Source organism: Paraburkholderia polaris (assembly GCF_012927345.1).
Lineage (GTDB): Bacteria > Pseudomonadota > Gammaproteobacteria > Burkholderiales > Burkholderiaceae > Paraburkholderia > Paraburkholderia polaris.
Map to the genome: position 1 here is coordinate 36627 of NZ_JABBGJ010000009.1, position 24213 is coordinate 60839.

Below are 24213 nucleotides of genomic sequence, written 5' to 3' on the forward strand. Positions count from 1 at the left end.
GAGCACGGTCCATCCGCCACGCCTTCGTTACAATGGCCCTTAATCCGATAACCAGATTGCAGCGATCCTTGAACTACGACACTCCGCCCGGCCTCGAAGTCGCGGCAGGCAGCCAAGGCAAGATCGTCCGGCTTTCGGGCCAGTGGACGGCGCTCGCGCTCGCACGCGACAAGGCCACCGGCCACGTGATCCCGCTGTTGCGCTCGCTGGTCGGCGCTGAAGGCATCCGGCAGTGGGACCTGTCGCGTATCGACCGGATGGACCATGTGGGCGGTCAGGCACTGTGGCGCGTGTGGGGCCACAAGATGCCTCCGGACACTACGCTCACCGATACGCAACGCGATATTTTCGAGCGCATTGCACTGCTCGACACGGTGCGCGAAAAGGCCGAGCCGGTGGTCAAGTTCGACCCGTTCACCCGGCTGGGTCTCGCGATCTTCTCGTTTTTCGAGCACCTGTACGGTGGATTCGGCATGCTTGGACAGGTTGTGATCGATCTGTTCGCGATCCTGCGCAAACCGAAGATCACGCCGTGGACCGAAATCTCCGCGAACGTCTATAACGCCGGCACCAAGGCGTTGCCGATCACCGCGCTGGTCGCGTTCCTGATCGGCATTGTGTTGAGCTATCTGTCGGCGCAACAACTGCGGCTTTTTGGCGCGAATCAGTACATTGTCAATATTCTTGGGCTGTCGGTGATTCGCGAACTGGGGCCGGTGCTGTCGGCGATTCTGGTGGCGGGCCGCTCGGGCTCGGCGATTACCGCGCAGATCGGCGTCATGCGCGTCACCGAAGAACTCGACGCCATGCGCGTGATGGGCATCCCGCATGGCCTGCGGCTGATCCTGCCGCGCGTGGTCGCGCTCGGCGTGGCCATGCCGCTCCTCGTGATGTGGACCAACATCATCGCGTTGACCGGTGGCGCGCTCGCCGCGAAGATCGTGCTCGGCATCGACATGAGCTACTTCGCGCGCGCATTGCCGAGCGTCGTGCCGGTCGCCAATTTGTGGATCGGCCTGGGCAAGGGCGTCGCGTTCGGTATGCTGATCGCGATCGTCGGCTGTCATTTCGGCTTCCGTATCAAGGCGAATTCGCAAAGCCTCGGCGAAGGCACGACGACCTCGGTGGTGACCTCGATCACTATCGTAATTCTCGCGGACGCGGTGTTCGCGATCCTCTTCCAGAACGTGGGGCTAGGATGATCGCGCCACTCACCCAGGCCGTGCGCGGCCAACCGATGCCCGAGATCGCCGAGCCGGTGATCGAAGTGATCGACATCACCAAGCGCTACGGCCGCAACATCGTGCATCAGCATCTGAATTTCGACGTGCGGCGCGGCGAGATCGTCTCGATCGTCGGCGGGTCGGGCTCGGGCAAGACCACACTGGTGCGGCAGATTCTTGGGCTGGAGCGGCCGTCGTCGGGAACCATCAAGCTGTTCGATGAGGACATTGCCACTATTTCGCCTGAAGCCGCGCTGCTTATGCGCAGCCGCTCCGGGATGCTGTTTCAGCGCGGCGCGCTGTTCTCGTCGCTCTCGGTGTTCGACAACATCGCGCAGCCGTTGCGCGAACTCGGCAAGGTGCCTGAAGACCTGCTGCGCGACATCGTGATGCTCAAGCTCGAGATGGTCGGCCTGCCGTGCAAGCATGCGTCGAAGATGCCGTCGGCGCTCTCGGGCGGGATGATCAAGCGCGTGGGTATTGCGCGCGCCATCGCGCTCGAGCCCGAGCTGCTGTTTCTCGACGAACCGACCGCCGGCCTCGATCCGCAGGCGTCCGACGAATTCGTCGAACTGATTTCCGCGCTGCATCGCGCGCTCGGTCTGACGGTGGTGATGGTCACGCACGATCTCGACACGATGATCGCGCTGTCCACCCGCGTCGCCGTGCTGGCGGATCGCAAGGTGCTGGTCGCGGCGCCGGTCGAAGAGGCGGCGGGCGTCGATCATCCATTTATCCGCGAATATTTCCTCGGCCTGCGCGGGCGTCGCGCGCTGCAGGCGCTGCCGCCGGAACGCCGCGCGAAATTGCCACGCGCGGCACTCGAGTCGGCATCGTCCGAATTGCCGCTGTGAACCAGGGAACCTGACAATGGAAAACAAATCACATGCCTTCTGGGCAGGGCTCTTCACGGTGGCCTTGCTGGCTGCAATCGCAGTGGCGGCTTTTTTGTTCAACGTCGACCGTTCCGTGCGAGTGCCGTACGATCTGATTGCGCGCACCAACGTGACCGGCTTGTATACCGACGCGGCGGTGCGCTATCGCGGGCTTGACGTCGGCAAGGTGCAGTCGATCAAATTCGATCGGGATCATCCCGGACAGATTCTGATCCGCATCCTCGTCGATACGCACGCGCCGATTACGCACTCCACGTTCGGCAGCCTCGGGTTCCAGGGCGTGACGGGTATCGCCTTCATCCAGCTGGATGACAATGGGCGCGATCCGACGCCGCTCGCGTCGTCAGCGAAAGAGGTGGCGCAATTGCCGATGCGTCCGGGCTTGCTTGATCAGTTGCAGCAGCGCGGCGACGTCTTGCTGCGCAAACTCGAGAGAGTCACAGACGACGTCGACAATCTGTTGTCGCCGGAAATGGTCAGCCAGTTGCAGGGCACGGCGGCGAGCATTCAGAAGGCCGCCGACGGCGTCGCCACGCTGACCCAGCAGATGGCGCCGGTCACGGGCAAGTTGCCCGCCACGCTCAACGAGCTGGATCGCACGCTGGCGTCGACCAATCAGTTGATCACCAGTCTGAACCGCCCGGACGGGCCGTTCGAGACCAACCTGAACAAGGTCGGGACGGCGGCGCAGCAAGCGGGCGACGCGTTGGTGTCGATGGACAGTTCGATACAGGAGTTGTCGGCGCGCGTCGGTTACGACACGCTGCCGCGGGTCAATTCACTTGCCGAAGACGTGCGCTCCGCGGCCCGTTCGGTGGACCGCGCTGCCGACACGTTCAGCACCAATCCGCGCAGCGTGCTGTTCGGTGCGCCGGGTGCGGCGCCAGGCCCTGGCGAAGCTGGCTTCACGTGGCCCGCCGCCCGCGCCGCTGCGCACGCTGCCCAATGAAATGATTTGAAGGTTTTGAAGAAGGAATATGGTTATGTCACGCTCGATTCACCGATTGTTGTCCTCGGGCGCCGCGCTTGCGATGCTGCTCGCGTTCGGCGTGCTGGCTGCAGGCTGCGCCGGTAACCCCGCGGCAATCTCGGACATCCGCTACGACCTCGGGCCGCCGAATCCGGCGGCCTCGGCCGGCCCGCTGCCGGCGGTGAAGGTGCTCGATGTCAGCGCGCCCGACACGCTCGAGTCCGACAAGCTGATTTACCGGCTCAGCTACGCCGACGCGCAGCAGACAGCGTCGTATGCGAATAGCCACTGGACCATGGCGCCGTCGCAACTGCTGACTCAGCGTCTGCGCGGTGCGCTCAGTTCGCGTGGCACCGTGCTGACAGGCGCCGACGGCGTGCGCGCCCCAGTGCTGAAGGTCGATCTGAGCGAGTTCGAACAGGTCTTCGATAGCCAATCGGAAAGCCACGCCGCGGTCACCGCGCGCGCCACTTTGACGCAAGGCGGCAAGGTGATCGGCCAGCGCACTTTCATCGCGCGCGCGCCGTCCAGTTCGGCGGACGCCGCCGGCGGCGCACAGGCGCTCGCCGCGGCCAGTGACGATCTCGTCGCGCAGATCGGCGCATGGCTCGGCGTGCAGGCGCTGGTCGCCGCGCAATGACCGGCATGCAGCGCAAAGAACGGAGCGCTGCATGAGCGTTAAACCCTGGCAGCGCCGTCCATCGGCGCTTGCCCGGCAGGCGCTGGGGCTGTACACGGCCCTGATAATCTACGGTTCGTGGTATCCGTTTTCCGGCTGGCGTTCGCTCGGTCTCGCTCCGTTTGCCTATCTGTCCGATCCCATGCCGCAGTACCTGACGGCGTTCGACGTCGTCATGAACGTGCTCGGCTATATGCCGTTCGGCGCGCTGGTGGTGCTCGCGGTGTATCCGCGCTGGCGCGGTACGCTGGCGGTCGCGTTGGCCTTCGTGCTCGGCGGATTGCTGTCGAGCGTGATGGAAGCGGTGCAAACCTATCTGCCGACGCGCGTTGCCTCCAACCTCGATCTGGCTGCCAATGCGCTCGGCGCACTGCTCGGCGCGGCGATCATGTCGCCGGCCACGGGCGCGTTGCTCGATCGCGGCTTGCTGCGGCGTTTGCGGCTTCTCTGGTTCGAGCGCGACACGGCGGCGCTCGCGTGTCTCGTCGCCTTGTGGCCGTTTGCGACGATGTACCCGGCACCGCGCCTCTTCGGTCTCGGTAACTGGCCGCGCGAGCTTTGGCTGCGTTTCGATTCGACGACGCAAGATGCCTTGCTCGCATGGACGCCAATGGCCTGGCACGTCGGCGCGTGGCCGGCGCTGGCTGCCGCCGGGCTGCCGGACGACGCCTGGGAAGCCGTCATCACCACGCTCAATCTGTTTGCCGCACTCGCACTGGCTTCGCTGCCGGTGCGCCGCCATGCGCCGCTCGTGCGCCTGTTGTTCGCGTTTATCGTCATGACCTTGTGCGTCAAGGCGGGCGCGACCTTTCTGCAGTCGCAATCCGGCCTTGCGTTCGACTGGGCGACACCCGGCGCACTGGCGGGGCTTGTGTGCGGCACTGTCGCGGCACTACTGGCGCTGCGCTTGCGGCGCAGGTCGCGAGCGGCGCTCGCGGCCTGCGCGCTCACGGTGGCGCTGGTGTTCGTCAATCTGCTGCCGGTGAATCCGTATTTCGATGCCGTGCTGGCCGACTGGCGCCAGGGCCGGTATCTGCACTTCAATGGCCTCGCGCACTGGATCGCGTGGATCTGGCCGTATGCGGCGCTGGTGTGGCTCGCCTATCGCGTCGAACAGGTGTGGCTCAAGCGGCGCGTGAAGCGCGCATGAAGCTGGGATGGCACTGGCCCGCAGCCCAACCATGCGTGACGCAAGGGCGACGCAGCCCGCAGCCTAACAAGTCGCACAGCGAACGCACTGAGTCGCGCAGCGCGCACGCCAGAATGCGCGCTGCAAACCAGACCGGGCCGCGAGCCGCCGTCCGTCCGCTGCTCAGCGACCGTCAGCCCCGCTCGTTATAATCGTCCGGACAACAGGCGCGCCGCGGCGCTTTCAGCGCCATCTCCACTCTTACAGTCTCGCCCCCGGACATCATGGATTCCTTCTACAAGTACCACGTCTTCTTCTGTCTCAATCAACGCGATCCCGGCGCGGAGCGCCCGAGCTGCGCAAATTGCAACGCGCAGACGATGCAGGAACACGCGAAAAAACGCGTGAAGCAACTCGGCCTTGCCGGCCCCGGCCAGGTGCGTATCAACAAGGCCGGCTGTCTCGAACGTTGCGAACTCGGCCCGGCGCTCGTCGTTTATCCGGAAGGCGTCTGGTACACGTACGTCGACGAGAGCGATATCGATGAAATCGTCGATTCACACCTTGTGAACGGCAAGATCGTCGAGCGTCTGAAAATCGATCAATAAGCCTCGCCATGAATATCCATACGAAGAAGTATCTGATCGACGGTCCGGTCGGCAAGATCGAGGTCGCACTGGATCTGCCCGACGACATGCGCGAGAACGGCGCCGCGCCGCGCGGCATCGCACTGGTCGCGCACCCCCATCCGCTGTTCGGCGGCACAATGGACAACAAGGTCGCGCAGACGCTCGCGCGCACGCTTGTGCAGTTGAACTACGTGACGTACCGCTCGAATTTCCGGGGTGTCGGCGAAACGCAAGGCGAGCATGACGCCGGCATCGGCGAGCGTGACGATCTTCGCGCCGTGCTCGACCACATGCGCGCGCAGGCAGGGCAGGGCGATCTGCCCCTCGTACTGGCGGGTTTTTCGTTCGGCACCTTCGTGCTGTCGCACGTGGCTGCGAAGCTGCGCGAAGAAGGTCAGGCGATCGAGCGGATCGTGTTCGTCGGCACCGCGGCAAGCCGTTGGGAAGTCGCACCGGTGCCGGAAAACACGCTCGTGATTCACGGCGAAACCGACGAGACAGTTCCCATTCAGTCAGTTTACGACTGGGCGCGGCCGCAGGAATTGCCGGTCGTCGTGATTCCGGGGGCAGAGCATTTTCTGCATCGCAAGCTGCATGTCCTGAAGCGGATCATCGTCGACGCGTGGCGCTAAGGGACATACGCGGGGCACGCCGCGCGTGTTTTCCGGGGTACAGGTACGTGCAAACGCAAATTAATCGCCGCCCTTTGGTCAAAGATACCAGGATAGCGCGCGTATAATGAGCGCTCTTTTTTGGGCGCAGCATCGCCCACCCGGCAGTTCGCGCGACGCGTAGCTTCTTTCTCGCGCGCAGCGGTGCCGGATGCGAGGCGTGCTGCGCGAACCGATCGCGTGGCCGGAAGTCCAATGGGCGCCGCGCCGTTTTTACGGCCTGACGCTCGCCGACCGGCTCCTCCAAACTATGCGCCCTGCGCGCGATGTATTTTTCCGCACGAATCGACCCTATGCGTTTCTCCATCTCCGGCCGCACGTCATTCCCGTCAGTTGCTTCTTTCGTTCCCCATACGCTTAGCCGTGCCGTGACCCTCGGCATCGTGCTGCCGGCAACGCTTGTTGCCAGCACGGCGTTCGCGCAAGTGCCGCCGCCCGCGGTGAACGCGCGTTCGTGGGTGCTCGTCGACGCCACCAGCAATCAAGTGCTCGCCTCGGGCAACGCCGACGAACGCGCCGAACCGGCCTCGCTGACCAAGCTGATGACCGCGTACCTCGTCTTCGAAGCACTGCAGACGAAGAAGATCACGATGGACCAGACGATTGAGCCGAGCGAAGCGGTGCGCCGCGTGCGCACCGACGAATCGCGCATGTTCATCGAAGCGAACAAGCCGGTGACTGTGCACGATCTGGTGTACGGCATGATCATCCAGTCGGGTAACGACGCGGCGATCGCGCTGGCCGAACTGGTGGGCGGTAGCGAAGCGCAGTTCGTCAACATGATGAACACCGAAGCGCAGAAACTCGGCATGACGCACACGCATTTTGCTGACGTGAACGGTATGCCCGACCCGCAGCACTACACGACGGCGGGCGACCTCGCGATTCTGTCGGCGCGTCTGATTCGTGACTTCCCCGACTACTACAACATCTTCTCGGTCAAGGAATTCACGTACAACAAGATCAAGCAGCCGAACCGCAACCGTCTGCTCTGGATCGACCCGACGGTGGATGGTCTGAAGACCGGCCACACGCAAGCGGCTGGCTACTGCCTGATCGCCAGCGCGAAGCGTTCGCTGCCGGGCACGACCGACGGCTCGCGTCGTCTCGTCGCGGTGATGATGGGCGAGACCAAGGAACACGACCGCGTGCAGGACGCCCTGAAGATGCTGAACTACGGCTACACCGCGTATGACACGGTGCGTCTGTACAAGGCGAATCAGGTGGTGGGCACGCCGCGCGTCTACAAGGGTGCGCAGGACACCGTGCAGATCGGCGTGAAGGGCGATCAGTACATCACCGTGCCGAAGGGCATGGGCGACAAGGTGAAGCCGCAGATCGAGCAGATCGATCCGCTGATCGCACCGATCGCCAACGGTCAGCAGGTCGGCACGGCGAAGCTCGTGGCCGATGGCAAGGTGCTGGCGCAATTCCCGATCGTCGCGCTGCAGGCCGTGCCGCAAGCCGGCGTGGTTGGCCGCGTGTGGGATTCGCTGATGCTGATGTTCAACAAGAAGAAATAAGAGCCTGATTGCGATGACCGCTGTTTCCGATGTTTCGCTTGATCCGATCGTTTATCTGAACGGCGAGCTGGTGCCCTTGTCCGAAGCGCGCGTGCCGGTTCTCGACCGCGGCTTTATTTTCGGCGACGGCATTTACGAAGTCGCGCCTTTGTATCCGCATGCGAGCGGCCGTACGGCGTTCCGCTTCAGGCATCATCTGGCGCGCCTCGCGCGTTCGCTGGACAAGATCGGCATCGTCAATCCGTTCGACGACGCCGGCTGGCGCGAGCTGATCGAACGCGTGGTCGCGGCCAATGAGGCGGACGCGGGCCTGCGCGCCAATCAGGACGCGATTGCCTACGTTCAGATCACGCGGGGCGTCGCGAAGCGCGGCCACGCGTTCCCGGCCGGCATCCAGCCGACCGTGTTTGTGATGGTCACGCCGCTGAATCTGCCGGACGCTGCACAGCGCGCGCAGGGCGTGCGCTGCGTCACCGCTGAAGACCGTCGCTGGCTCAATTGCGACATCAAATCGGTGTCGCTGCTCGGCAATGTTCTGATGGCGCAGTACGCCGCCGAAAACGACGCGTTCGAGACGATCCAGTTTCGCGACGGCATGCTGACCGAAGGTTCGTCTTCGAATATCTGGATGGTGAAGGAGGGCGTGTTGTACGCGCCGCCGCGCAGCCACAAGATTCTCGAAGGGATTCGCTACAGTCTGATCGAAGAGCTGGCGAGCGAATGCGGCATCCGCTTCGAAGCGCGCGAGATCGCCGAAGCTGAGTTGCGTGCCGCTGACGAGATTCTGGTCAGTTCCGCCACCAAGGAAGTGCTGCCGGTCACGCAACTGGATGACCAGCCGGTTGGCGACGGCAAGCCGGGCGCGGTGTTTGCAGCGTTGTACGCGGCCTATCAGCGTGCCAAGGCCAAGGAAGCGCAAGAAGCGCAGCAAGGAGTAGAAAGTGAATCCCGCGAAAGAATCATTGCTTGAGTTTCCGTGCGACTTTCCCATCAAGATCATGGGCAAGTCGCATCCCGAGTTCGCCGAGACGATTGTCACGGTGGTTCGGCAGTTTGATAACGAAGTCGATCCGGCTCGCGTGGAAACGCGGCCGTCCAGCGGCGGCAATTACACCGGTTTGACGGTCACGGTGCGCGCCACCAGCCAGGCGCAACTCGACGATATCTATCGCGCGCTCACCGGCCATCCGATGGTGAAGGTGGTGCTTTAAAGCACTGTCCGAGCAGGTGCTGGCGCCGATTTGGCGTTGACTTTGACTTTGACTTTAGCGTCCGCACTGCGGGCTATGCCAGTGATGCCTCGCATCAAGGCGTGACGCGCAATGCGTCTGCCGCGAGGCTCGCGCTTCCCGCAGGTCCCACCTCGCAAGCCCGCTCGAAAAGCTGTTTGAACCGTCCCACTTCTTCGAATACCCAAGCGCGGAACGCTCTGACGCGCGCGGTTTCGAGCATCTGCGGCGGGCAGATAAAGTAGTACTGCCACGGGCTCGGGCCATCCACATCGAATAGCCGCACAAGGCGGCCTGCTGCGATCTCGTGCATCGCCAGCGACCGGCGCGTGAGCGCGATCCCCTGGCCGTCGATGGCCGCCTGCAACAGATTCGACGAATCCTGATACAGCACGCCGCGCTTCGGTTCTTGCCAGTCGCTGAGGCCGGCGGCGTCGAACCACGGGCGCCAAAGTTCGTCGTCCGAGCGCAGCAGCGGGACTTTGGCCAGATCGGCTGGCGTTTGCGGCAGCTTGCCGCCGTTGAAATTCGGCGCGCAGGCCGGAAAGAAGATCTCCTCCAGCAGCAACTCGGCGTGCAGCCCCGAATATTTGCCGTAGCCGAAGCGGATCGCCACGTCGACGTCGTCGCGCGCGAAGTCCGTTAGCGCGTTGGTGGACAGCAGTTCGAGGTCCCACTGGGGATGCGCCTCGATAAAGCTGCCGATGCGCGGCGTCACCCAGCGCGCCGCAAACGAGGACAACATGGAAACGACAAGGCGCCGCTCGCGGTCGCCGGCGCGGACTTCGCGGGTGGCGTCGGCGAGCGCCATCAGCGCGGTGCGTACGCGCGTGGCATAGCGGCGGCCCGTGTCCGTGAGCCGCACGCGCTTGCCGTCGCGGGCGAACAGCGTGATGCCTAACTCCGCCTCAAGCGCGCGAATCTGGTGACTGACGGCGCCGTGCGTGACGAACAGTTCGTCCGCGGCGCGCGAGAAGCTCTCGTGGCGGGCTGCGGCTTCGAACGCCCTGACGGCGTTCAACGAAGGTAATTGCCGGAGGTCCATCGCAATATTTCTCACATAGAGGTGAAAATAGATCGTTTTGCGTAAACCCTTGCTACGCCTACGATTGTAGCCATGAAACGAATTTTGGCGAGGGCATCATGCGAGAAATTTCCTCTAGTATTGCTTTTGAAATCCGCAACGGCGAAACCATTCCTATGAAGGTAGCACGCAGCACCAAGCTGGTCGTGCACGGCGGCGCGGTATGGGTCACGCGCAGCGACGACACCGAAGACTACTGGCTGCAGCCCGGCCACACGCTGCGGCTGCGGCGCGGTGAACGGTTGTGGTTGAGCGCCGAAGGCAGCACGCATGCGAAGGTCGCGTTTTCGGTGCCGACGCGCTGCGATGAACGTGCGCTGAACTGGCTCGCGCGGGTCGGCGAACGGCTGGCGGCCCGCATGCGTGGGGGCTGGCGCACGGTGTGAGCCCGGGAGGGCACCGCAGTGCTGCGGAGGAAGGCAGTTGAACGGCGCGGGGCGTGAGCGGCGCTCCGGGCGGAACAGCGTCGGCATGGGAAGGACGCGCTGACCGGAGCGATGCTGCAACGAAACAACGCGCCGGTGTGAATCCGTAGCGACGCCGCGGCGCCTTGGCGAAGCCAGTTCCGGCGGCGATTGCCAGATTTCGGTAAACTGTGGGGATCATGCGCGCCACCCCGGTTTCCCCGTCTCCCTTGCCCGCCACGGCGCCGCTTACGCTGCGCTGGCTTGGCAACGAACCTTACGAAGCCAGTTTCGAAGCGATGCGCGCGTTCACCGACGAGCGCACCGCCGATACACCCGACGAAATCTGGCTGGTCGAACACCCTCCCGTCTTTACGCTCGGCCAGGCCGGCGACCCGGCACATCTATTGGCCGCCGATAGCGGCATTCCGCTTGTCAAGGTCGACCGGGGCGGGCAGATCACGTATCACGGGCCCGGACAGGTGGTTGCCTACCTGCTGCTGGACCTGCGCCGACGCAAGCTGATGGTGCGCGAGATGGTCACGCGGATCGAGCAGGCCGTGATCGACACCCTCGCGGCGTATAATCTCGCCGGAGAACGCAAGGCGGGTGCCCCTGGTATCTACGTGGCGCCCGGGCCGGACGCCGGGCTGCATGCCGGTGCCAAGATCGCCGCGCTGGGTCTGAAAATCCGCAACGGCTGCAGCTATCACGGTGCGAGCCTGAATGTGAACATGGATTTGCGGCCGTTTCTGGCTATCAACCCATGCGGCTACGCGGGGCTCGAAACAGTCGATATGGCAACGCTGGGCGTCGCCGCCGGCTGGGACGACGTGGCCCGTACCTTTGCAGCACGCCTCACCGCAAACCTCGACGGCAGTCCTGCGGCCGTCGCCCAACCGCAGGCCGGTGCTCTCACCGCCTGACTGGACCGAACGAATGACTGACGTTACCGCGAACCTAGCAGCTTCTCCCGCTCCTGATGCCGTGCCGGCTTCCGCCGCGGCCTACGACGCCACCGCGAAGCAGAAGGCGCAAGCCAAAACCGCCCGTATTCCGATCAAGATCGTCCCGATCGAAAAGCTGAAAAAACCGGACTGGATTCGCGTCAAAGCGGCCACCGGCAATTCGCGCTTCTACGAAATCAAGCAGATTCTGCGTGAGCACAACCTGCACACGGTGTGCGAAGAAGCGAGCTGCCCGAACATCGGCGAATGCTTCGGTAAGGGCACTGCGACGTTCATGATCATGGGCGACAAGTGCACGCGCCGCTGCCCGTTCTGCGACGTCGGCCACGGCCGCCCCGATCCGCTCGACGTGGATGAGCCGGGCAACCTGGCGCGCACCATCGCTGCGCTGAAGCTGAAGTACGTGGTGATCACGAGCGTCGACCGTGACGATTTGCGCGACGGTGGCGCGGCTCACTTCGTAGAATGCATCCGCCAGACGCGCGAGCTGTCGCCGGAAACGCGCATCGAGATTCTGACGCCGGATTTCCGCGGCCGTCTGGATCGCGCGCTCGGCATTCTGAACGCCGCACCGCCCGACGTGATGAACCACAACCTCGAAACGGTACCGCGTCTGTACAAGGAAGCGCGCCCCGGTTCGGACTACGCGCATTCGCTGAAGCTGCTGAAGGACTTCAAGGCTCTGCATCCGGACGTCGCGACCAAGTCCGGCCTGATGGTCGGCCTCGGCGAAACCGAAGAAGAAATTCTGCAAGTGATGCGCGATCTGCGCGAGCACGACGTGGACATGCTGACGATCGGCCAGTATCTGCAACCGTCGGAGCACCATCTGCCGGTACGCTCGTACGTGCATCCGGACACGTTCAAGATGTACGAAGAAGAAGCGTACAAGATGGGCTTCACGCATGCGGCGGTGGGCGCGATGGTTCGCTCGAGCTACCACGCCGATCTGCAGGCGCATGGAGCGGGCGTGGTCTGAACGGTTGAGGCAACGTAGTTTAAAAAAACAAAGCCCGCACTTGTTGCGGGCTTTGTTTTTTGGGCAGACTGGTTTTGTCGCCCGGGTCATGCATTGGTGGTCTACGTGCGCGCACTACCGGTAATACCGGGCCAGCAGCATTGAAATCGAGGCTAATGTTCCGCCGATGATCGTGAAGGGGTACATGAAGTAGATAAAGCGTTCACGAAACGCACGGTTCTCGATGACGTAATCTATGAGATTGGGCATGTTGGTTCCCCTGTGAAAATGGTGGAAAAAGTATAGCTCAACGGGCGCTAAATTAGTTAGGTTAACGAATAATGGGATAGGAAAAAGGAGGTCGCAACGATTGCTGTCATCAGCAGTGAAAGCCATGTCAGCCCTCGGTCACGAGTTCTCTCGCTGTCGTCATATACCGGGCGGGATGTCGCATCGGCTGCGGCGAACGAGACGAGTATCGAAGCCGCGACAATAAACAGCACGTGCCAGAGCAGTCCTGCCAGCATGAAAACGAGCGCGCTGTTCGTCGACGCTTCGCCCAACGCGCTACCGATTTCATAGCAAGCGCTGGCGCACATCGAAATGACGACCCACAGTAACTGGCCGTCCTGAATGGCTCTCGCTGCGATGCCTTTCGACGCGTGCCGATAGAAGCGCGAGAAGCTCAACAGGGGCAGCAGGGCAATCGGCGCGAACACCGGTACGCCGACATTAAAAAACAACCAGCTCAAGCGGCTAAGTAGGACGATCATAGGAATGCTGAGGTGTGGGCAATGCAGAGATCATCCCGCTGCGCTCAATGCGCGGTCAATCTACCGAACGGCTAGCTTGCGCAAGGGCAACCCGACCCGGCATCATTCGCTAGAATCGGCCCACCGCTCATTGCAACAGCCGCACCGATCCAGCTCAACGTGAAAAGCAATGCTCGAACAGCGTGATTAGCAATTGACGATTAGTTAGAACCGCCCGCGGACAAACTCCCTATAGTCGAAAGCCTCCCAGACAACACACACTAAAGGGGCTTCCCGATGAACCGCTTACTTCGTCCGCTCGCCGCGTTCGCTACGCTGCTCGCGCTGTCCGCGCCGTTTTCTTCTGTTGCACACGCCGACACCAAAGAAGTCGTGATCGCGTATCAGGACATGGTCGTGCCGTGGCGCTATGCGCAGGCCACCGGCGAGGTCGAGAAAGCCACCGGCTATAAGGTCACTTACCGCAAGCTCGGCAGCGGTGCCGACGTGATCCGCGCACTGGCTTCCGGCTCGGTGCAACTCGGCGAAGCAGGGTCGAGCCCGATCGCAGCCGGGCTGTCGCAAGGTGTCGATATTTCGCTGTTCTGGATTCTGGACAACATAAACGACGCCGAAGCGCTGGTCGCACGCGACGGTTCCAACGTCACCAGTGTCGCCGGTCTGAAGGGCAAGAAGATTGGCGTGCCGTTCGTGTCGACTTCGCACTTTCATACGCTGGTTGCGCTGCAGAACGCCGGCGTGAATCCGTCCGATGTGAAGATCGTCAATCTGCGCCCGCCCGAAATCGCGGCGGCGTGGGAACGCGGCGATATCGACGCGACGTACATCTGGGACCCGGTGCTGGCGAAGGTGAAGAAGAACGGCAAGGTGCTGATCACATCGGGTCAGGTTGCGCAGCAAACCGGCAAGGCGACTTTCGACGGCTTCGTCGTCGACCGCAAGTTTGCTAGCCAGAACGCCGAGTTCGTCGCGCGCCTTGTGAAGGTGCTGGCCGCGACCGATGCGAGCTACCGCGATCACACGTCGGCATGGACCGCGACGTCGCCGCAGGTCGAGGCGGTTGCGAAGGAGTCCGGCGCCACCGCACAGGAAGTGCCCGCAAGTCTCGCGTTGTATGCGTTCCCGACGCCGGCGCAGCAGGCGTCGAATGCATGGCTTGGCGGCGGTGTGCAATCTGGCGCGGCTAAATCGCTCGCCGCGACCGCTGCTTTCCTGAAGACGCAAGGCACGATTCAGAATGTGCTGGCCGATTACTCGACCGGCGTCGATCCGCAGTTCGTGCAGCGTGCGGCGCACTAAGCTTTGAGCATATCCATCAGCATCATGAGGCACGGCGATGAGCGGTCTTGAGATCCGGAAGTTGCAGGTCGCTTACGAAGGCACCCGCGGCGCGGCGCCGCACATCGCGCTCGCGGATGTCGATCTGAGCATCGAGCCGGGTGAATTCGTTGTCGCGCTGGGTGCGTCCGGTTGCGGCAAGACGACCTTGCTGAACTGCATTGCCGGTTTCATTCAGCCGACCGAAGGCGAGGTGCGTCTGAGCGGCGAACCCGTGCGTGGGCCGGGCGCGGATCGCGGTGTCGTGTTCCAGAAGTACGCGCTGATGCCTTGGCTTGACGTGCTCGACAACGTCGCGCTCGGCTTGCGTTTTCAGCGTGTGCCAAAAGTGCAGCGCGAGCGCATCGCGCTGGAGATGCTGGCGTTGGTTGGGCTTGAGAAGCATGCGCGCTCGCGGGTCTACGCGTTGTCGGGCGGCATGCAGCAGCGCGTGGGCATTGCACGCGCGCTGGCAAGCGATCCGCAAGTGCTGCTGATGGATGAACCGATGGGTGCGCTCGACGCGATGACGCGCGAGTCGATGCAGGAGCTCGTGCTAGACGTCTGGGGCCGCACCCGCAAGACGGTGTTCTTCATTACGCATAGCGTGGAGGAAGCGCTGTTTCTGGCGACACGCCTCGTCGTGATGACGCCGGGGCCGGGCCGTATCGCCGAGAGCTACGACCTGCCGTTCGCGCGGCGCTTTCTCGAGACACGCGATGCGCGCGCGGTGAAGTCGTCGCCGGAGTTCATCGAATGGCGCGAGCGGCTCGTGCGCCGTCTGCACGAACGCAATGAGCGGAACCAGGAAGAGGTGCTGTCGTGACGGCTTCGCGTGAATCTTTGGGCAACGTGCCTCTGAGCCAGACAGGCGAGCCGCCGCGACGTAAAGCGCGGCCGGTACGCGGTTGGCGTTTGCCGGGCGAGGGCCCAACCGCGGCGCTGAGCGCGGTCTCGGTCACGACGCTCGCGGCGCTGTGGTGGTTCGCTACGCATTTGCACTGGCTGCCGCCGCTATTTCTGCCGACGCCAGAGGCTGTTTGGGCCGCGTTTCTGGACGCCTGGCACGGACGCATTCAAGGCGGGTTGCCGCTCTCCGAGCATCTCGCATGGAGTGCGCTGCGCGTGTTCGGTGCGTTCGCGCTGGCCGCGATCACGGCGGTGCCGGTTGGGATCCTGATGGGCGTGAGCCGGGTCGTACGCGGCTTGCTCGATCCGCCGCTGGAGTTCTACCGGCCGCTGCCACCGCTTGCGTATCTGCCGCTGGTGGTGATCTGGTTCGGAATTGACGAGACGGCGAAGATCGTCGTGATCTATCTCGCCTGTTTCGCCCCGATTGCGATGGCAGCGCGTGCCGGTGTGCGCAGCGCGACCATCGAGCAGATTCATGCGGCCTATTCGCTAGGTGGAAGCTTCGCGCAGATCGTGCGCCATGTGGTTCTGCCGGCGGCGTTGCCTGAGATTCTGACCGGCTTGCGGATTGCAATCGGCTTTGGCTGGACCACCCTGGTTGCCGCCGAGATGGTCGCGGCCACCGCCGGTCTCGGTCAGATGGTGCTCAACGCGTCGAGCTTTCTGCGTACCGATGTGGTGGTGATGGGCATCGTGCTGATCGGACTGATCGCGTGGCTGTTCGATCTCGGCATGCGTGCGTTGGAGCGGCGGCTGGTGCCGTGGAAGGGGCGCGTGTAGTTATTGCGGTCCAAGCGGTCCAAGCGGTCCAAATGGCCCAAGCTGCCAGAGCTGCCAGAGCTGCCAGTGGGTGGCGGAAACCGCCCACCGCCAGCCGCTCAGGCAGCTCTCAGCCAACCCTCAGCGGAACAATTCAATCACCGGCCAGCCGCGTTCCGTGGCGATGGCGCGCAAACGCGGGTCGGGGTTGGTCGCGACCGGATGCGTGACGCGCTCCAGCAAAGGCACGTCGTTAATCGAATCGCTATAGAACCAGCTCTGCGGAAAGTCCTGTAGACGATGGCCGAGCGAAGCCAGCCAGCTCTCGGTGCGCGTGATCTTGCCTTCGCGGAAGGTCGGCACGCCGACGGCAGTTCCGGTAAAGCGCGCCAAAGGATTTCCGCCTTCAGTGCCGAGATCGATCCCCAGCAGATGTTCGAAGCCGAGCGCCTTGCCGATCGGCTTCGTAATGAACACATTGGTGGCCGTGACGATGCAACACAGGTCGCCTGCTTCGATATGACGTTGCACGAGTTCCCGCGCAGCCGGCAGGATGGCCGGCGCAATCACATCCTCCATGAACTGCGCATGCCACGCGTCGAGCTGCTCGCGCGAGTGGCGAGCCAGTGGCGCCAATGTGTAGTTCAGATAGGCGGTCATATCGAGCGTGCCGGCCACATACTGCCGATAGTAATCGTCGATTTCTTCCGCGTGCTGCGCGGCGCCTTCTATGCCCAATCCGGCGATGAAGTGAGCCCATGCCTGATCGCTGTCGAGCGGCAGCAGCGTATGGTCCAGGTCGAACAGCGCAAGGTTGCGGCTCATCCAGAGTCCTCGTGATGAAGTAGGCAAACTGAGTAGTTGAGCGAATCGCGTGCCGGACCATGAGCCGGCACACAGCAATCCACAGGTTGGCACGAGCGTATATTTAAAAGCACAAAAATACAATAAGGCAAAAATGTGCAACACTACTGTCATAAACGCCCCGGGTGCCGGTTCGCGCGGCATGCGGTTCGGGTCATGGCAGCAGGAACGGATGCGCAGTGCCTTATGTTGATTCTCCTTAACCTTCTAGCCGGTGTGGCACTCCTCGTGTGGGGGTCGCACATCGTACGTACCGGCATCCTGCGCGTACTCGGCGCCGATCTGCGCGGCATCCTCGGCCGCAGCACCAGCAGCCGCTGGCGCGCCTTCGTCTCGGGCGTCGGCGTCACCAGCCTCGTGCAGAGCAGCAATGCAACGGCGGTGATCGTCACGTCGTTCGCTGCGCAAGGTCTCCTGCCGCTCACCAGCGGCCTTGCGATCATGCTTGGCGCCGACGTCGGCACCGCACTGATGGCGCGGTTGCTGACACTCGATCTGTCATGGCTGTCGCCGATCCTGATTCTGTCCGGCGTACCGCTCTTTCTGTCGCGCAAGCAAACGCGCCTCGGCCAGGTCGGCCGTACGTTGATCGGGCTCGGCTTGATCCTGCTGGCGCTGCACCTGATCGTCGAAGCCGCCCAGCCGATGATGCAGGGCGCCGGCGTGCGCGTGATGTTCGGCGCGCTGACCGGTGACACCATGCTCGACGCGCTGGTCGGCGCGGCATTTGCGATGCTGTCCTATTCGAGTCTCGCGGCGGTCCTGCTGACAGCGACGCTCGCCTCGTCCGGCGTGATCTCCCTGAAGGTGGCGCTGTGTCTCGTGATTGGCGCGAATCTCGGCAGCGGCCTGCTGGCGCTGATGGGCACGCTCGCGCAGAACGCGGCGGCGCGACGCCTGGCCTTGGGCAGTCTGGCGTTCAAGCTGGCCGGTGCATTGCTGATCCTGCCGTTCGCGCCGCTGCTTGCGCGCGGCTTGCCGGTGCTGATCGCGAATCCGCGCGAAGCGGTGGTCGGCTTTCACGTGATCTACAACACGCTGCGTTGCTGCGCCTGCCTTTCGTTGATCGATCCGATGGCGCGCATCTGCACGCGGGTGTTGCCGGACCGGCCGCAGCCCAACGGCGAACTGCGGCCGCTGCATCTGGATGCCGCCGCGCTTTCCACCCCCACGCTCGCACTCGCGCACGCCGCACGCGAGGTGCTGCGCATCGGCGACATCGTGCGCACCATGCTCGATAACGTCGCGGACCTGATCCATGAGAACAGCCTCGACAAGGCGCGCGAAACGGTCCGTATGGACGACGACGTGGACGAACTCTACGCCGCGGTCAAATCCTATCTGACACTGATCTCCCGCGAGCAACTCGACGAAGCCGACAGCCGCCGCTGGACCGACATCATCTCGCTGACGATCAATCTGGAGCATGCGGGCGACATCATCGAGCGGATCGTCGGCGATATCGAGGAAAAGAAGATTGCGCACCGGCTGTCGTTTTCGGAGGAGGGGCTGGGCGAACTGGACGACCTGCAGGCACGGCTCGTCAGCAATCTGCAGCTTGGCCTGTCGGTGTTTCTGAATAACGATTTGCGTTGTGCGGAGCGGTTGCTGGCGGAGAAGGAGCGCTTTCGCGATCTGGAGCGCGCGTATTCATACAAGCACCTGGACCGGCTCGCCGGGCAAACCTTGCGCAGCATCGAGACCAGCGCGTTGCATCTGGATCTGATCAGCGACATGAAACGGCTCAATTCGCTATTCTGTTCGACGGCCTATCCGGTGCTCGATGCAGCCGGCGCGCTGCACGACACGCGCTTGCGCAAGCGCGTGCTCGACACGATCCATGTGAAGGAATAAGCGGCACACAACTGTGAGTCGCAAGCGGCCGCTTATAGGCGGGAAATTTGCCGCCGCCTGTGGCCGGTCGCGCAGCGCCCTTGCTGCGCTCCCGTACAGCGTTCGCGCGAAGCTCCGAGCACGCCCGCGCCCTAAGCCAGAACGATCTCTTCCAGCTTCTTTTTGAGCGACGCAAAGTCGGCGGCTTCAGCCGCCTTTTTGTTGGTGACCAGCACGTCGATCCGATCGACCGGGCAGTACGAAATCCGGCTGCGCTGACCGATCTTGCTGTAATCGGCGAGGATCACCACGCGGTCTGCGTTGGCGACCATGGCGCGCGCCACTTCGGTTTCAGCGTGATCGTAGTTGGTCGCGCCATGCCGGTGATCGATGCCGACCGGCGAGAGCAAGGCCATGTCCGCACGATAGCGCTGGATGTCGAGCACGGTGGTGGCGCCGGTGGTCGCCATGGCGCGATCGCTGATCGAGCCGCCCAGCAGGATCACTTCGTTGGCCGCTTCCGTTTGATCCACGGCGCCGCGCATTTTCAGCGCGACGTCGATGGAATTGGTGACGATCGTCAGGTTTGCCAGCTTCGCCAACTCTTCAGCGAGCGCCGCGGTGGTGGTGCCCGCGTCGATGAACAGTGTCTGGCCGCTCGCGATCAACCCGATGGCCGCCTTGGCAATCGCCGTTTTGGATTTGACGCGCATGTGGGCGCGCTCGGCGATCGGCGCCTCGTCGGCGGGTTTGATCGCGCCGCCATGTACACGCCGCAATTCACCGAGCGCTTCCAGGTCGAGCAGGTCGCGCCTCACCGTTTCGCGCGACACTCCGAGGTCCGCCATGATCCGTTCGGTCGACACGCGTTGAAGCGTGGACAGCAACGCGCGAATTCTCTGATGACGGTCTTCCTGCCACATGCATTTTTCCTTGGATGCGAACGCTCGCTCACACGGCTTGTTTTTAAAGTGTCATCGTGGACACGGATGTGTGTCCGGACGATGTCAAGCGTACTACTTTAGCCGAATTGTGTTGTATTTTTTTGGCAGCTTGCAAGTTTGTGTATTTCACTTTAGCCTTCGCAGATCGAAACGTCGCGCCGTTTTCGAACATCAAATGTTCGAAAAGGAATTGAAATGTCCGGTTTCGAACATTTCACGGCGTTTTTTGGCAGTTTGCTTGACCCAAGTCGTTGCCATAATGGATCTTGGGATCTGCCGCCTGAACCATTCGCTGCCGCATGCGGCGCTGCCTGGAAACCGCACGGTTCGGCATCCTGACAATAAGATTGCAGGGGCGTCGTGGGCAGCACGTTGGCCGTGCGGCCGGCTATCGCAGCGGGGCCCATTGGCGCGATACTACGCGCAGGGCTCACGCGTAAAGGCTGCATGGCGCAGCGCATCATGGCGGTGGTGGTAGCTGGGAACGTGTCGAGAGCATATTTAACCCGCTCTATCTGGAAGGTAACGAGACGTGGCAAACGGGATTGATCGCACTTTATCCGCAGCCTGGCCATATCCGAGGCTGGTTGCGCATCGCTGCGGCGGCACACTGGCGCCGGAGAACACGCTGGCCGGTTTCGACGCGTGCGTGCGCTACGGCTACCGCATGGTCGAATTCGACGCCAAGCTCTCTGCCGACAACCATCTCTTTCTGTTGCACGACGATACGCTGGAACGCACGACCAACGGCCGTGGCGCCGCGGCTGAACACACGTGGGACCAACTGGCCGCGCTCAATGCCGGCGCCTGGTTCGGGCCGCAGTTCGCCGGCGCGCGCCTGCCGACGCTCGCCGAGGCCGCCGGGCGTTGCGCACGGCACGGCATTGCCGCCAACATTGAAATCAAACCCTGCCCGGGTCGTGACGAAATCACCGGGCGGCTGGTTGCAAGCGGCGCGCTGACTTTGTGGCAAGGGCAGACGCCGCCGCTGCTGTCATCGTTTTCGTTCGAGGCGCTCGCTGCTGCGCGCGATGCAGCGCTCTCATTGCAACGCGGCATGCTGTTCGAAGAGGTCCCGGCGGACTGGCTGCGCATTGTGCGAGAACTGGATTGCGTGTCGTTGCACGCGAGCCACCGGCATTTGAGCGAGCCGCTGGTCGCCGAGATCAAGGCGGCTGGATTGCGGGTGCTGGCCTACACGGTGAACGATCCTGAGCGTGCGCAATTGCTCGCACAATGGGGTGTCGACATGATTTGTACAGATCGTATCGATAGACTGGAACACGACATGTTTTCGGCACCGGCAAATCCGGACTGAGCATGGCGCGGGTGCGCGAGTGTGAGCTTGCACAGGTGTGCGCCCAGAGAGCTAGAAATTAGAAATTTTCCAAACGTAGCACTTTCGGCAGAGGATGGGGAAGACTATGAAGCGCACCGCGTTAGCTCGTTTACTTTCAATGTCGGCCGCTGCGGGTGTCGCCGCAGCCGGCGTGAGCAGCGCTTCGGCCGCGCCGCTCGACGCACTGGTCGCAGCCGCCAAGCAGGAAGGCCAACTCACCGTGATCGCGTTGCCGCACGACTGGTGCAACTACGGTCAACTGGTGGCCGGCTTTCAGAAAAAGTACGGAATCAAGATCAACGAGCTGAATCCGGATGCGGGTTCGGGCGACGAAGTCGAAGCCATCAAGGCGAACAAAGGCAACAAGGGTCCGCAAGCGCCTGACGTGATCGACGTGGGTCTGTCATTCGGCCCGACCGCGAAGGCCGAGGGTTTGCTGCAGCCGTACAAGGTCGCTTCGTGGAACTCGATTCCGAAAGAGTCGAAAGACGCCGATGGCTATTGGTATGGCGATTACTACGGCGTGCTGTCGTTTGAAGTGAACGCCGACATGATCGACAAGGCGCCGTCTGACTGGAGCGATCTGCTCAAGTCGGACTATAAGAACGCCGTCTCGCTGGCGGGCGACCCGCGCTCGGCCAATCAGGCGATCCAGGCTGTGTTCGCCGCGGGTCTGTCGCAGAGCAAGGGCGATGTGAGCAAGGCCGACCAGGCCGGCCTCAAATATTTCGCCGACCTGAACAAGAACGGCAACTTCGTGCCGGTGATCGGCAAGGCCGCGTCGCTCGCGCAGGGCACTACACCGATCGTCGTGCGTTGGGACTACAACGCGCTCGCCGACCGCGACACCCTGAAGGGCAATCCGAAGGTGCAGGTGGTGATACCGAAAACGGGCGTCGTCGCCGGTGTTTACGTTCAGGCGATCAGCGCCTACGCGCCGCATCCGAACGCCGCCAAGCTGTGGATGGAATACCTGTACTCCGACGAAGGCCAGATCGGCTGGCTGACCGGCTATTGCCACCCGATGCGCTATAACGAATTGGTGGCGGCGAAGAAGGTCCCGCAAGCGCTGCTCGACAAGCTGCCGCCGCCGTCGTCATACAAGAACGTGGTGTTCCCGACGCTCTCCCAACAGGACGCCTACAAAGACACCATCACAAAGCATTGGGACGAAACGGTCGGCGCGAACGTCAAGTAATCGTCGCGGCGCACGCGGTTGCGGCGGCAGTGAAGCAGCGCTCAATCGCATGCTGCACATGCCGCGGCTCCTAACCGCAACGTGCTGTTTTCAAAGGTGGCGCGTCGCTCAACGAGAGCGACGCGTCGGGCGTTAGCCAGAAAGCCCCAAGGGTGAGCTATGAGCGCTTCATCGGATGCTGGATCGGTGCAGCCGGAATTGCTGGTTCCGCCTGTGCCCACGCCAACGCCTCGCGTCGGCGGTCCAAGCCGCGCGTCGCACCTCCTCGCGTGGATCGGCGTGGTGCCGTTTTTTACCTTCGCGCTGTTGTTCCTGATTCTGCCGACCGGCTTTCTGATGGTCGGCGCGTTCCAGGATTCGCAAGGCCATTTCACGCTCGCCAATTTCCGCGACCTGCTCCAGCCCACGGTGATGGACGCCTACTGGATCAGCTTCAAGGTGAGCGCCGCATCCGCGCTCGGCGGCGCGCTGATCGGCTCGCTGCTCGCGTGGGCGGCGGTGCAAGGCAAATTGCCGGGCTGGATTCGTCCTACGTTGATGACGTTCTCCGGCGTTGCCTCGAATTTTGCCGGCGTGCCGCTCGCGTTCGCCTTCATCTGCACATTGGGGCGCGTTGGTCTCGTGACCGTATTGCTGAAGAAATACCTCGGCTTCAATCTGTATTCGACGGGCTTCAGCGTTCTGAGCTTCTCCGGGTTGACGCTGACCTACCTGTACTTTCAGATTCCCTTGATGGTGCTGATCGTCACGCCCGCGCTTGACGGCCTGAAGCGCGAATGGCGCGAAGCCTGCGACTGCCTCGGCGGCACGGCCTTCCAATACTGGCGCCACGTCGCATTGCCGGTATTGTGGCCGAGCGTGCTCGGCGCGACGCTGCTGCTGTTCGCGAATTCGTTCGGCGCGGTCGCCACGGCTTACGCGCTGACCGGCAGTTCGCTGAACATCGTCACGATCCTGCTGTACGCGCAGATTCGCGGCGACGTGATGCACAACCAGAACCTCGGCTACGCGCTCGCGCTCGGCATGGTGCTCGTGACGGGGTTGTCGAACGGCGGCTACATCTGGTTGCGTTCACGTGCTGAAAGGGGGCGTCGATGAAAAGCCAATCGCGTGTCGGCGCGTGGACCGCAATGATCGTCGGTTCGCTGTATTTTCTGATTCCGTTGCTCGCCACCTTCGAATTCAGCCTGCGCATGAAGCGCGGCGTCTACAGCTTCGAGGCGTATAGCGTCGTGCTGAGCGATCCGCGCTTTCAGGCCTCGTTCGGCTATTCGATCCTGATGGCGGTGCTGACGATCATTGTCGGTGTGTTGCTGGTGGTGCCGACTGCGTACTACGTGCAGTTGCGGCTGCCGAGACTGCGGCCGATCGTCGAATTCATTACGCTGCTGCCGCTGGTGGTGCCGGCGATCGTGATCGTCTTCGGTTATCTGCGCATCTATAACAGCAGCTCGATTCTGCCGCTCACCGGCAACGAACGCGCGACCGACCTGCTGCTGGTGTTCGGCTACGTCACGCTCTCGCTGCCGTACATGTATCGCGCGGTCGACGCCGGTTTGCGCGCGGTCGACGTGCGCTCGCTGACCGAAGCCGCCGAATGTCTCGGTGCGAACTGGCCAACGATTCTGTTCAAGGTGATCTTCCCGAATATCCGCTCGGGCATTCTGTCCGGCGCGTTTCTCACCTTTGCCGTGGTGATCGGCGAGTTCACGCTGGCGAGTCTGCTCGACCGCCCCGCGTTCGGCCCGTATCTGCAATTGATCGGTGCGAACCGTGCATATGAACCGTCGGCGCTCGCGATCATCGCGTTCGTGATTACGTGGGCGTCGATGGGTTTGATTCAGGTATTCGGCTCGGCCCGCGCGCTTAGCGGCCAGAAAATTTGACGGACTAATTTGACCGACTAAGGCA

General features: G+C 62.8%; 26 protein-coding genes. 21 read left to right on the plus strand and 5 right to left on the minus strand.

All coding sequences use genetic code 11. The features are described from left to right. Positions 1–68: 68 nt before the first annotated feature. The 10 genes from HHL24_RS09985 (at position 69) to HHL24_RS10030 (ending at position 8931) form a co-directional block, all read left to right on the plus strand. Entirely contained in the window at positions 69–1202 is a 1134-nt protein-coding gene (locus tag HHL24_RS09985; protein WP_169485342.1) for an MlaE family ABC transporter permease, read from the plus strand. Further along, positions 1199–2077, plus strand: coding sequence for an ABC transporter ATP-binding protein (locus HHL24_RS09990; RefSeq protein ID WP_169485343.1), 879 nt, complete (start codon positions 1199–1201; stop codon positions 2075–2077). The genes HHL24_RS09985 and HHL24_RS09990 overlap by 4 nt, the downstream gene beginning before the upstream one ends. Positions 2078–2093: 16 nt before the next feature. After that, positions 2094–3068 (plus strand): MlaD family protein, encoded by a 975-nt coding sequence (locus tag HHL24_RS09995; RefSeq protein WP_169485344.1) that lies wholly within the window; start codon positions 2094–2096, stop codon positions 3066–3068. 34 nt (positions 3069–3102) lie between these two features. Beyond that, on the plus strand, positions 3103–3729 hold the full coding sequence (locus tag HHL24_RS10000; RefSeq protein ID WP_169485345.1) for an ABC-type transport auxiliary lipoprotein family protein: 627 nt from the start codon (positions 3103–3105) through the stop codon (positions 3727–3729). Positions 3730–3760: 31 nt separating this feature from the next. Next, complete coding sequence (locus tag HHL24_RS10005) at positions 3761–4918, plus strand: VanZ family protein (RefSeq protein WP_169485346.1); 1158 nt, start codon at positions 3761–3763, stop codon at positions 4916–4918. 263 nt (positions 4919–5181) lie between these two features. Continuing rightward, positions 5182–5505: a (2Fe-2S) ferredoxin domain-containing protein gene (locus HHL24_RS10010; RefSeq protein ID WP_169485347.1), complete on the plus strand. Its 324-nt coding sequence runs from the start codon at positions 5182–5184 to the stop codon at positions 5503–5505. Between the two features lie 8 nt (positions 5506–5513). After that, positions 5514–6158 carry an alpha/beta hydrolase gene (locus HHL24_RS10015; protein WP_169485348.1) on the plus strand — a complete coding sequence of 215 codons (645 nt, stop codon included), beginning with the start codon at positions 5514–5516 and terminating at the stop codon, positions 6156–6158. Between the two features lie 332 nt (positions 6159–6490). Further along, on the plus strand, positions 6491–7720 hold the full coding sequence (locus HHL24_RS10020) for a D-alanyl-D-alanine carboxypeptidase family protein (protein ID WP_169485349.1): 1230 nt from the start codon (positions 6491–6493) through the stop codon (positions 7718–7720). 13 nt (positions 7721–7733) lie between these two features. Continuing rightward, positions 7734–8690 carry a D-amino acid aminotransferase gene (locus HHL24_RS10025; protein ID WP_169485350.1) on the plus strand — a complete coding sequence of 319 codons (957 nt, stop codon included), beginning with the start codon at positions 7734–7736 and terminating at the stop codon, positions 8688–8690. Further along, on the plus strand, positions 8662–8931 hold the full coding sequence (locus tag HHL24_RS10030) for a DUF493 family protein (protein ID WP_054035680.1): 270 nt from the start codon (positions 8662–8664) through the stop codon (positions 8929–8931). Before HHL24_RS10025 ends, HHL24_RS10030 begins: the two co-directional genes overlap by 29 nt. Before the next feature lie 94 nt (positions 8932–9025). Here the strand turns inward: HHL24_RS10030 and HHL24_RS10035 are convergent, their stop codons facing one another. After that, positions 9026–9994 carry a transcriptional regulator GcvA gene (locus HHL24_RS10035; protein WP_169485351.1) on the minus strand — a complete coding sequence of 323 codons (969 nt, stop codon included), beginning with the start codon at positions 9992–9994 and terminating at the stop codon, positions 9026–9028. A gap of 98 nt (positions 9995–10092) precedes the next feature. Here HHL24_RS10035 and HHL24_RS10040 point away from each other — a divergent pair, with 98 nt between their 5' ends. The 3 genes from HHL24_RS10040 (at position 10093) to lipA (ending at position 12384) form a co-directional block, all read left to right on the plus strand. Beyond that, complete coding sequence (locus tag HHL24_RS10040; protein WP_054035681.1) at positions 10093–10419, plus strand: DUF2917 domain-containing protein; 327 nt, start codon at positions 10093–10095, stop codon at positions 10417–10419. 218 nt (positions 10420–10637) lie between these two features. Further along, the gene (lipB, locus tag HHL24_RS10045) at positions 10638–11363 is read left to right on the plus strand and encodes a lipoyl(octanoyl) transferase LipB (protein ID WP_169485352.1); all 726 of its coding nucleotides are present in this window, start codon (positions 10638–10640) and stop codon (positions 11361–11363) included. Between the two features lie 13 nt (positions 11364–11376). Continuing rightward, positions 11377–12384, plus strand: coding sequence for a lipoyl synthase (gene lipA, locus HHL24_RS10050; RefSeq protein ID WP_169485353.1), 1008 nt, complete (start codon positions 11377–11379; stop codon positions 12382–12384). 114 nt (positions 12385–12498) lie between these two features. Here the strand turns inward: lipA and HHL24_RS44555 are convergent, their stop codons facing one another. Together HHL24_RS44555 and HHL24_RS10055 are read right to left on the minus strand one after the other, a co-directional pair. Next, positions 12499–12633 carry a hypothetical protein gene (locus HHL24_RS44555; RefSeq protein WP_268966706.1) on the minus strand — a complete coding sequence of 45 codons (135 nt, stop codon included), beginning with the start codon at positions 12631–12633 and terminating at the stop codon, positions 12499–12501. A 56-nt stretch (positions 12634–12689) separates the two neighbouring features. Next, positions 12690–13115: a hypothetical protein gene (locus tag HHL24_RS10055; RefSeq protein ID WP_230417399.1), complete on the minus strand. Its 426-nt coding sequence runs from the start codon at positions 13113–13115 to the stop codon at positions 12690–12692. A 297-nt stretch (positions 13116–13412) separates the two neighbouring features. Here HHL24_RS10055 and tauA point away from each other — a divergent pair, with 297 nt between their 5' ends. The 3 genes from tauA to HHL24_RS10070 are packed head-to-tail and all read left to right on the plus strand — an operon-like array spanning position 13413 to position 16145. Continuing rightward, entirely contained in the window at positions 13413–14435 is a 1023-nt protein-coding gene (tauA, locus tag HHL24_RS10060) for a taurine ABC transporter substrate-binding protein (protein WP_169485355.1), read from the plus strand. Positions 14436–14472: 37 nt separating this feature from the next. Further along, the gene (locus tag HHL24_RS10065; protein WP_169485356.1) at positions 14473–15279 is read left to right on the plus strand and encodes a taurine ABC transporter ATP-binding protein; all 807 of its coding nucleotides are present in this window, start codon (positions 14473–14475) and stop codon (positions 15277–15279) included. A gap of 26 nt (positions 15280–15305) precedes the next feature. Beyond that, positions 15306–16145 (plus strand): ABC transporter permease subunit, encoded by an 840-nt coding sequence (locus HHL24_RS10070; RefSeq protein WP_329606609.1) that lies wholly within the window; start codon positions 15306–15308, stop codon positions 16143–16145. Between the two features lie 120 nt (positions 16146–16265). Here the strand turns inward: HHL24_RS10070 and HHL24_RS10075 are convergent, their stop codons facing one another. Beyond that, a complete protein-coding gene (locus HHL24_RS10075) occupies positions 16266–16949 on the minus strand; it encodes a histidinol-phosphatase (protein ID WP_169485358.1) in 684 nt (227 codons plus the stop codon). Between the two features lie 225 nt (positions 16950–17174). Between HHL24_RS10075 and HHL24_RS10080 the strand changes: the two genes are divergently transcribed. Then, a complete protein-coding gene (locus HHL24_RS10080) occupies positions 17175–18842 on the plus strand; it encodes a Na/Pi cotransporter family protein (protein WP_169485359.1) in 1668 nt (555 codons plus the stop codon). A gap of 131 nt (positions 18843–18973) precedes the next feature. On the opposite strand, the gene HHL24_RS10085 is transcribed toward HHL24_RS10080, so the two are convergent. Continuing rightward, positions 18974–19744, minus strand: a complete 771-nt coding sequence (locus HHL24_RS10085) for a DeoR/GlpR family DNA-binding transcription regulator (RefSeq protein WP_169485360.1) — start codon at positions 19742–19744, stop codon at positions 18974–18976. 553 nt (positions 19745–20297) lie between these two features. Between HHL24_RS10085 and ugpQ the strand changes: the two genes are divergently transcribed. The 4 genes from ugpQ to HHL24_RS10105 all read left to right on the plus strand — a co-directional run bounded on the left by ugpQ (position 20298) and on the right by HHL24_RS10105 (position 24188). Beyond that, positions 20298–21083 (plus strand): glycerophosphodiester phosphodiesterase, encoded by a 786-nt coding sequence (ugpQ, locus tag HHL24_RS10090; RefSeq protein ID WP_169485361.1) that lies wholly within the window; start codon positions 20298–20300, stop codon positions 21081–21083. A 106-nt stretch (positions 21084–21189) separates the two neighbouring features. Then, positions 21190–22302 carry an ABC transporter substrate-binding protein gene (locus tag HHL24_RS10095; protein WP_169485362.1) on the plus strand — a complete coding sequence of 371 codons (1113 nt, stop codon included), beginning with the start codon at positions 21190–21192 and terminating at the stop codon, positions 22300–22302. A gap of 159 nt (positions 22303–22461) precedes the next feature. Then, positions 22462–23400 (plus strand): ABC transporter permease, encoded by a 939-nt coding sequence (locus tag HHL24_RS10100; protein WP_169485363.1) that lies wholly within the window; start codon positions 22462–22464, stop codon positions 23398–23400. Further along, entirely contained in the window at positions 23397–24188 is a 792-nt protein-coding gene (locus HHL24_RS10105; protein WP_169485364.1) for an ABC transporter permease, read from the plus strand. Before HHL24_RS10100 ends, HHL24_RS10105 begins: the two co-directional genes overlap by 4 nt. The last annotated feature ends 25 nt before the right edge of the window (positions 24189–24213 follow it).

Coding starts and splice junctions, on each gene's coding strand:
- HHL24_RS09990 (WP_169485343.1), top strand. CDS start 1,199: ATGATCGCGCCACTCACCCAGGCCGTGCGCGGCCAACCGATGCCCGAG.
- HHL24_RS09995 (WP_169485344.1), top strand. CDS start 2,094: ATGGAAAACAAATCACATGCCTTCTGGGCAGGGCTCTTCACGGTGGCC.
- HHL24_RS10000 (WP_169485345.1), top strand. CDS start 3,103: ATGTCACGCTCGATTCACCGATTGTTGTCCTCGGGCGCCGCGCTTGCG.
- HHL24_RS10005 (WP_169485346.1), top strand. CDS start 3,761: ATGAGCGTTAAACCCTGGCAGCGCCGTCCATCGGCGCTTGCCCGGCAG.
- HHL24_RS10010 (WP_169485347.1), top strand. CDS start 5,182: ATGGATTCCTTCTACAAGTACCACGTCTTCTTCTGTCTCAATCAACGC.
- HHL24_RS10015 (WP_169485348.1), top strand. CDS start 5,514: ATGAATATCCATACGAAGAAGTATCTGATCGACGGTCCGGTCGGCAAG.
- HHL24_RS10020 (WP_169485349.1), top strand. CDS start 6,491: ATGCGTTTCTCCATCTCCGGCCGCACGTCATTCCCGTCAGTTGCTTCT.
- HHL24_RS10025 (WP_169485350.1), top strand. CDS start 7,734: ATGACCGCTGTTTCCGATGTTTCGCTTGATCCGATCGTTTATCTGAAC.
- HHL24_RS10035 (WP_169485351.1), bottom strand. CDS start 9,994: ATGGACCTCCGGCAATTACCTTCGTTGAACGCCGTCAGGGCGTTCGAA.
- HHL24_RS10040 (WP_054035681.1), top strand. CDS start 10,093: ATGCGAGAAATTTCCTCTAGTATTGCTTTTGAAATCCGCAACGGCGAA.
- lipB (WP_169485352.1), top strand. CDS start 10,638: ATGCGCGCCACCCCGGTTTCCCCGTCTCCCTTGCCCGCCACGGCGCCG.
- lipA (WP_169485353.1), top strand. CDS start 11,377: ATGACTGACGTTACCGCGAACCTAGCAGCTTCTCCCGCTCCTGATGCC.
- HHL24_RS44555 (WP_268966706.1), bottom strand. CDS start 12,633: ATGCCCAATCTCATAGATTACGTCATCGAGAACCGTGCGTTTCGTGAA.
- tauA (WP_169485355.1), top strand. CDS start 13,413: ATGAACCGCTTACTTCGTCCGCTCGCCGCGTTCGCTACGCTGCTCGCG.
- HHL24_RS10065 (WP_169485356.1), top strand. CDS start 14,473: ATGAGCGGTCTTGAGATCCGGAAGTTGCAGGTCGCTTACGAAGGCACC.
- HHL24_RS10075 (WP_169485358.1), bottom strand. CDS start 16,949: ATGAGCCGCAACCTTGCGCTGTTCGACCTGGACCATACGCTGCTGCCG.
- HHL24_RS10080 (WP_169485359.1), top strand. CDS start 17,175: ATGTTGATTCTCCTTAACCTTCTAGCCGGTGTGGCACTCCTCGTGTGG.
- HHL24_RS10085 (WP_169485360.1), bottom strand. CDS start 19,744: ATGTGGCAGGAAGACCGTCATCAGAGAATTCGCGCGTTGCTGTCCACG.
- HHL24_RS10095 (WP_169485362.1), top strand. CDS start 21,190: ATGAAGCGCACCGCGTTAGCTCGTTTACTTTCAATGTCGGCCGCTGCG.
- HHL24_RS10100 (WP_169485363.1), top strand. CDS start 22,462: ATGAGCGCTTCATCGGATGCTGGATCGGTGCAGCCGGAATTGCTGGTT.
- HHL24_RS10105 (WP_169485364.1), top strand. CDS start 23,397: ATGAAAAGCCAATCGCGTGTCGGCGCGTGGACCGCAATGATCGTCGGT.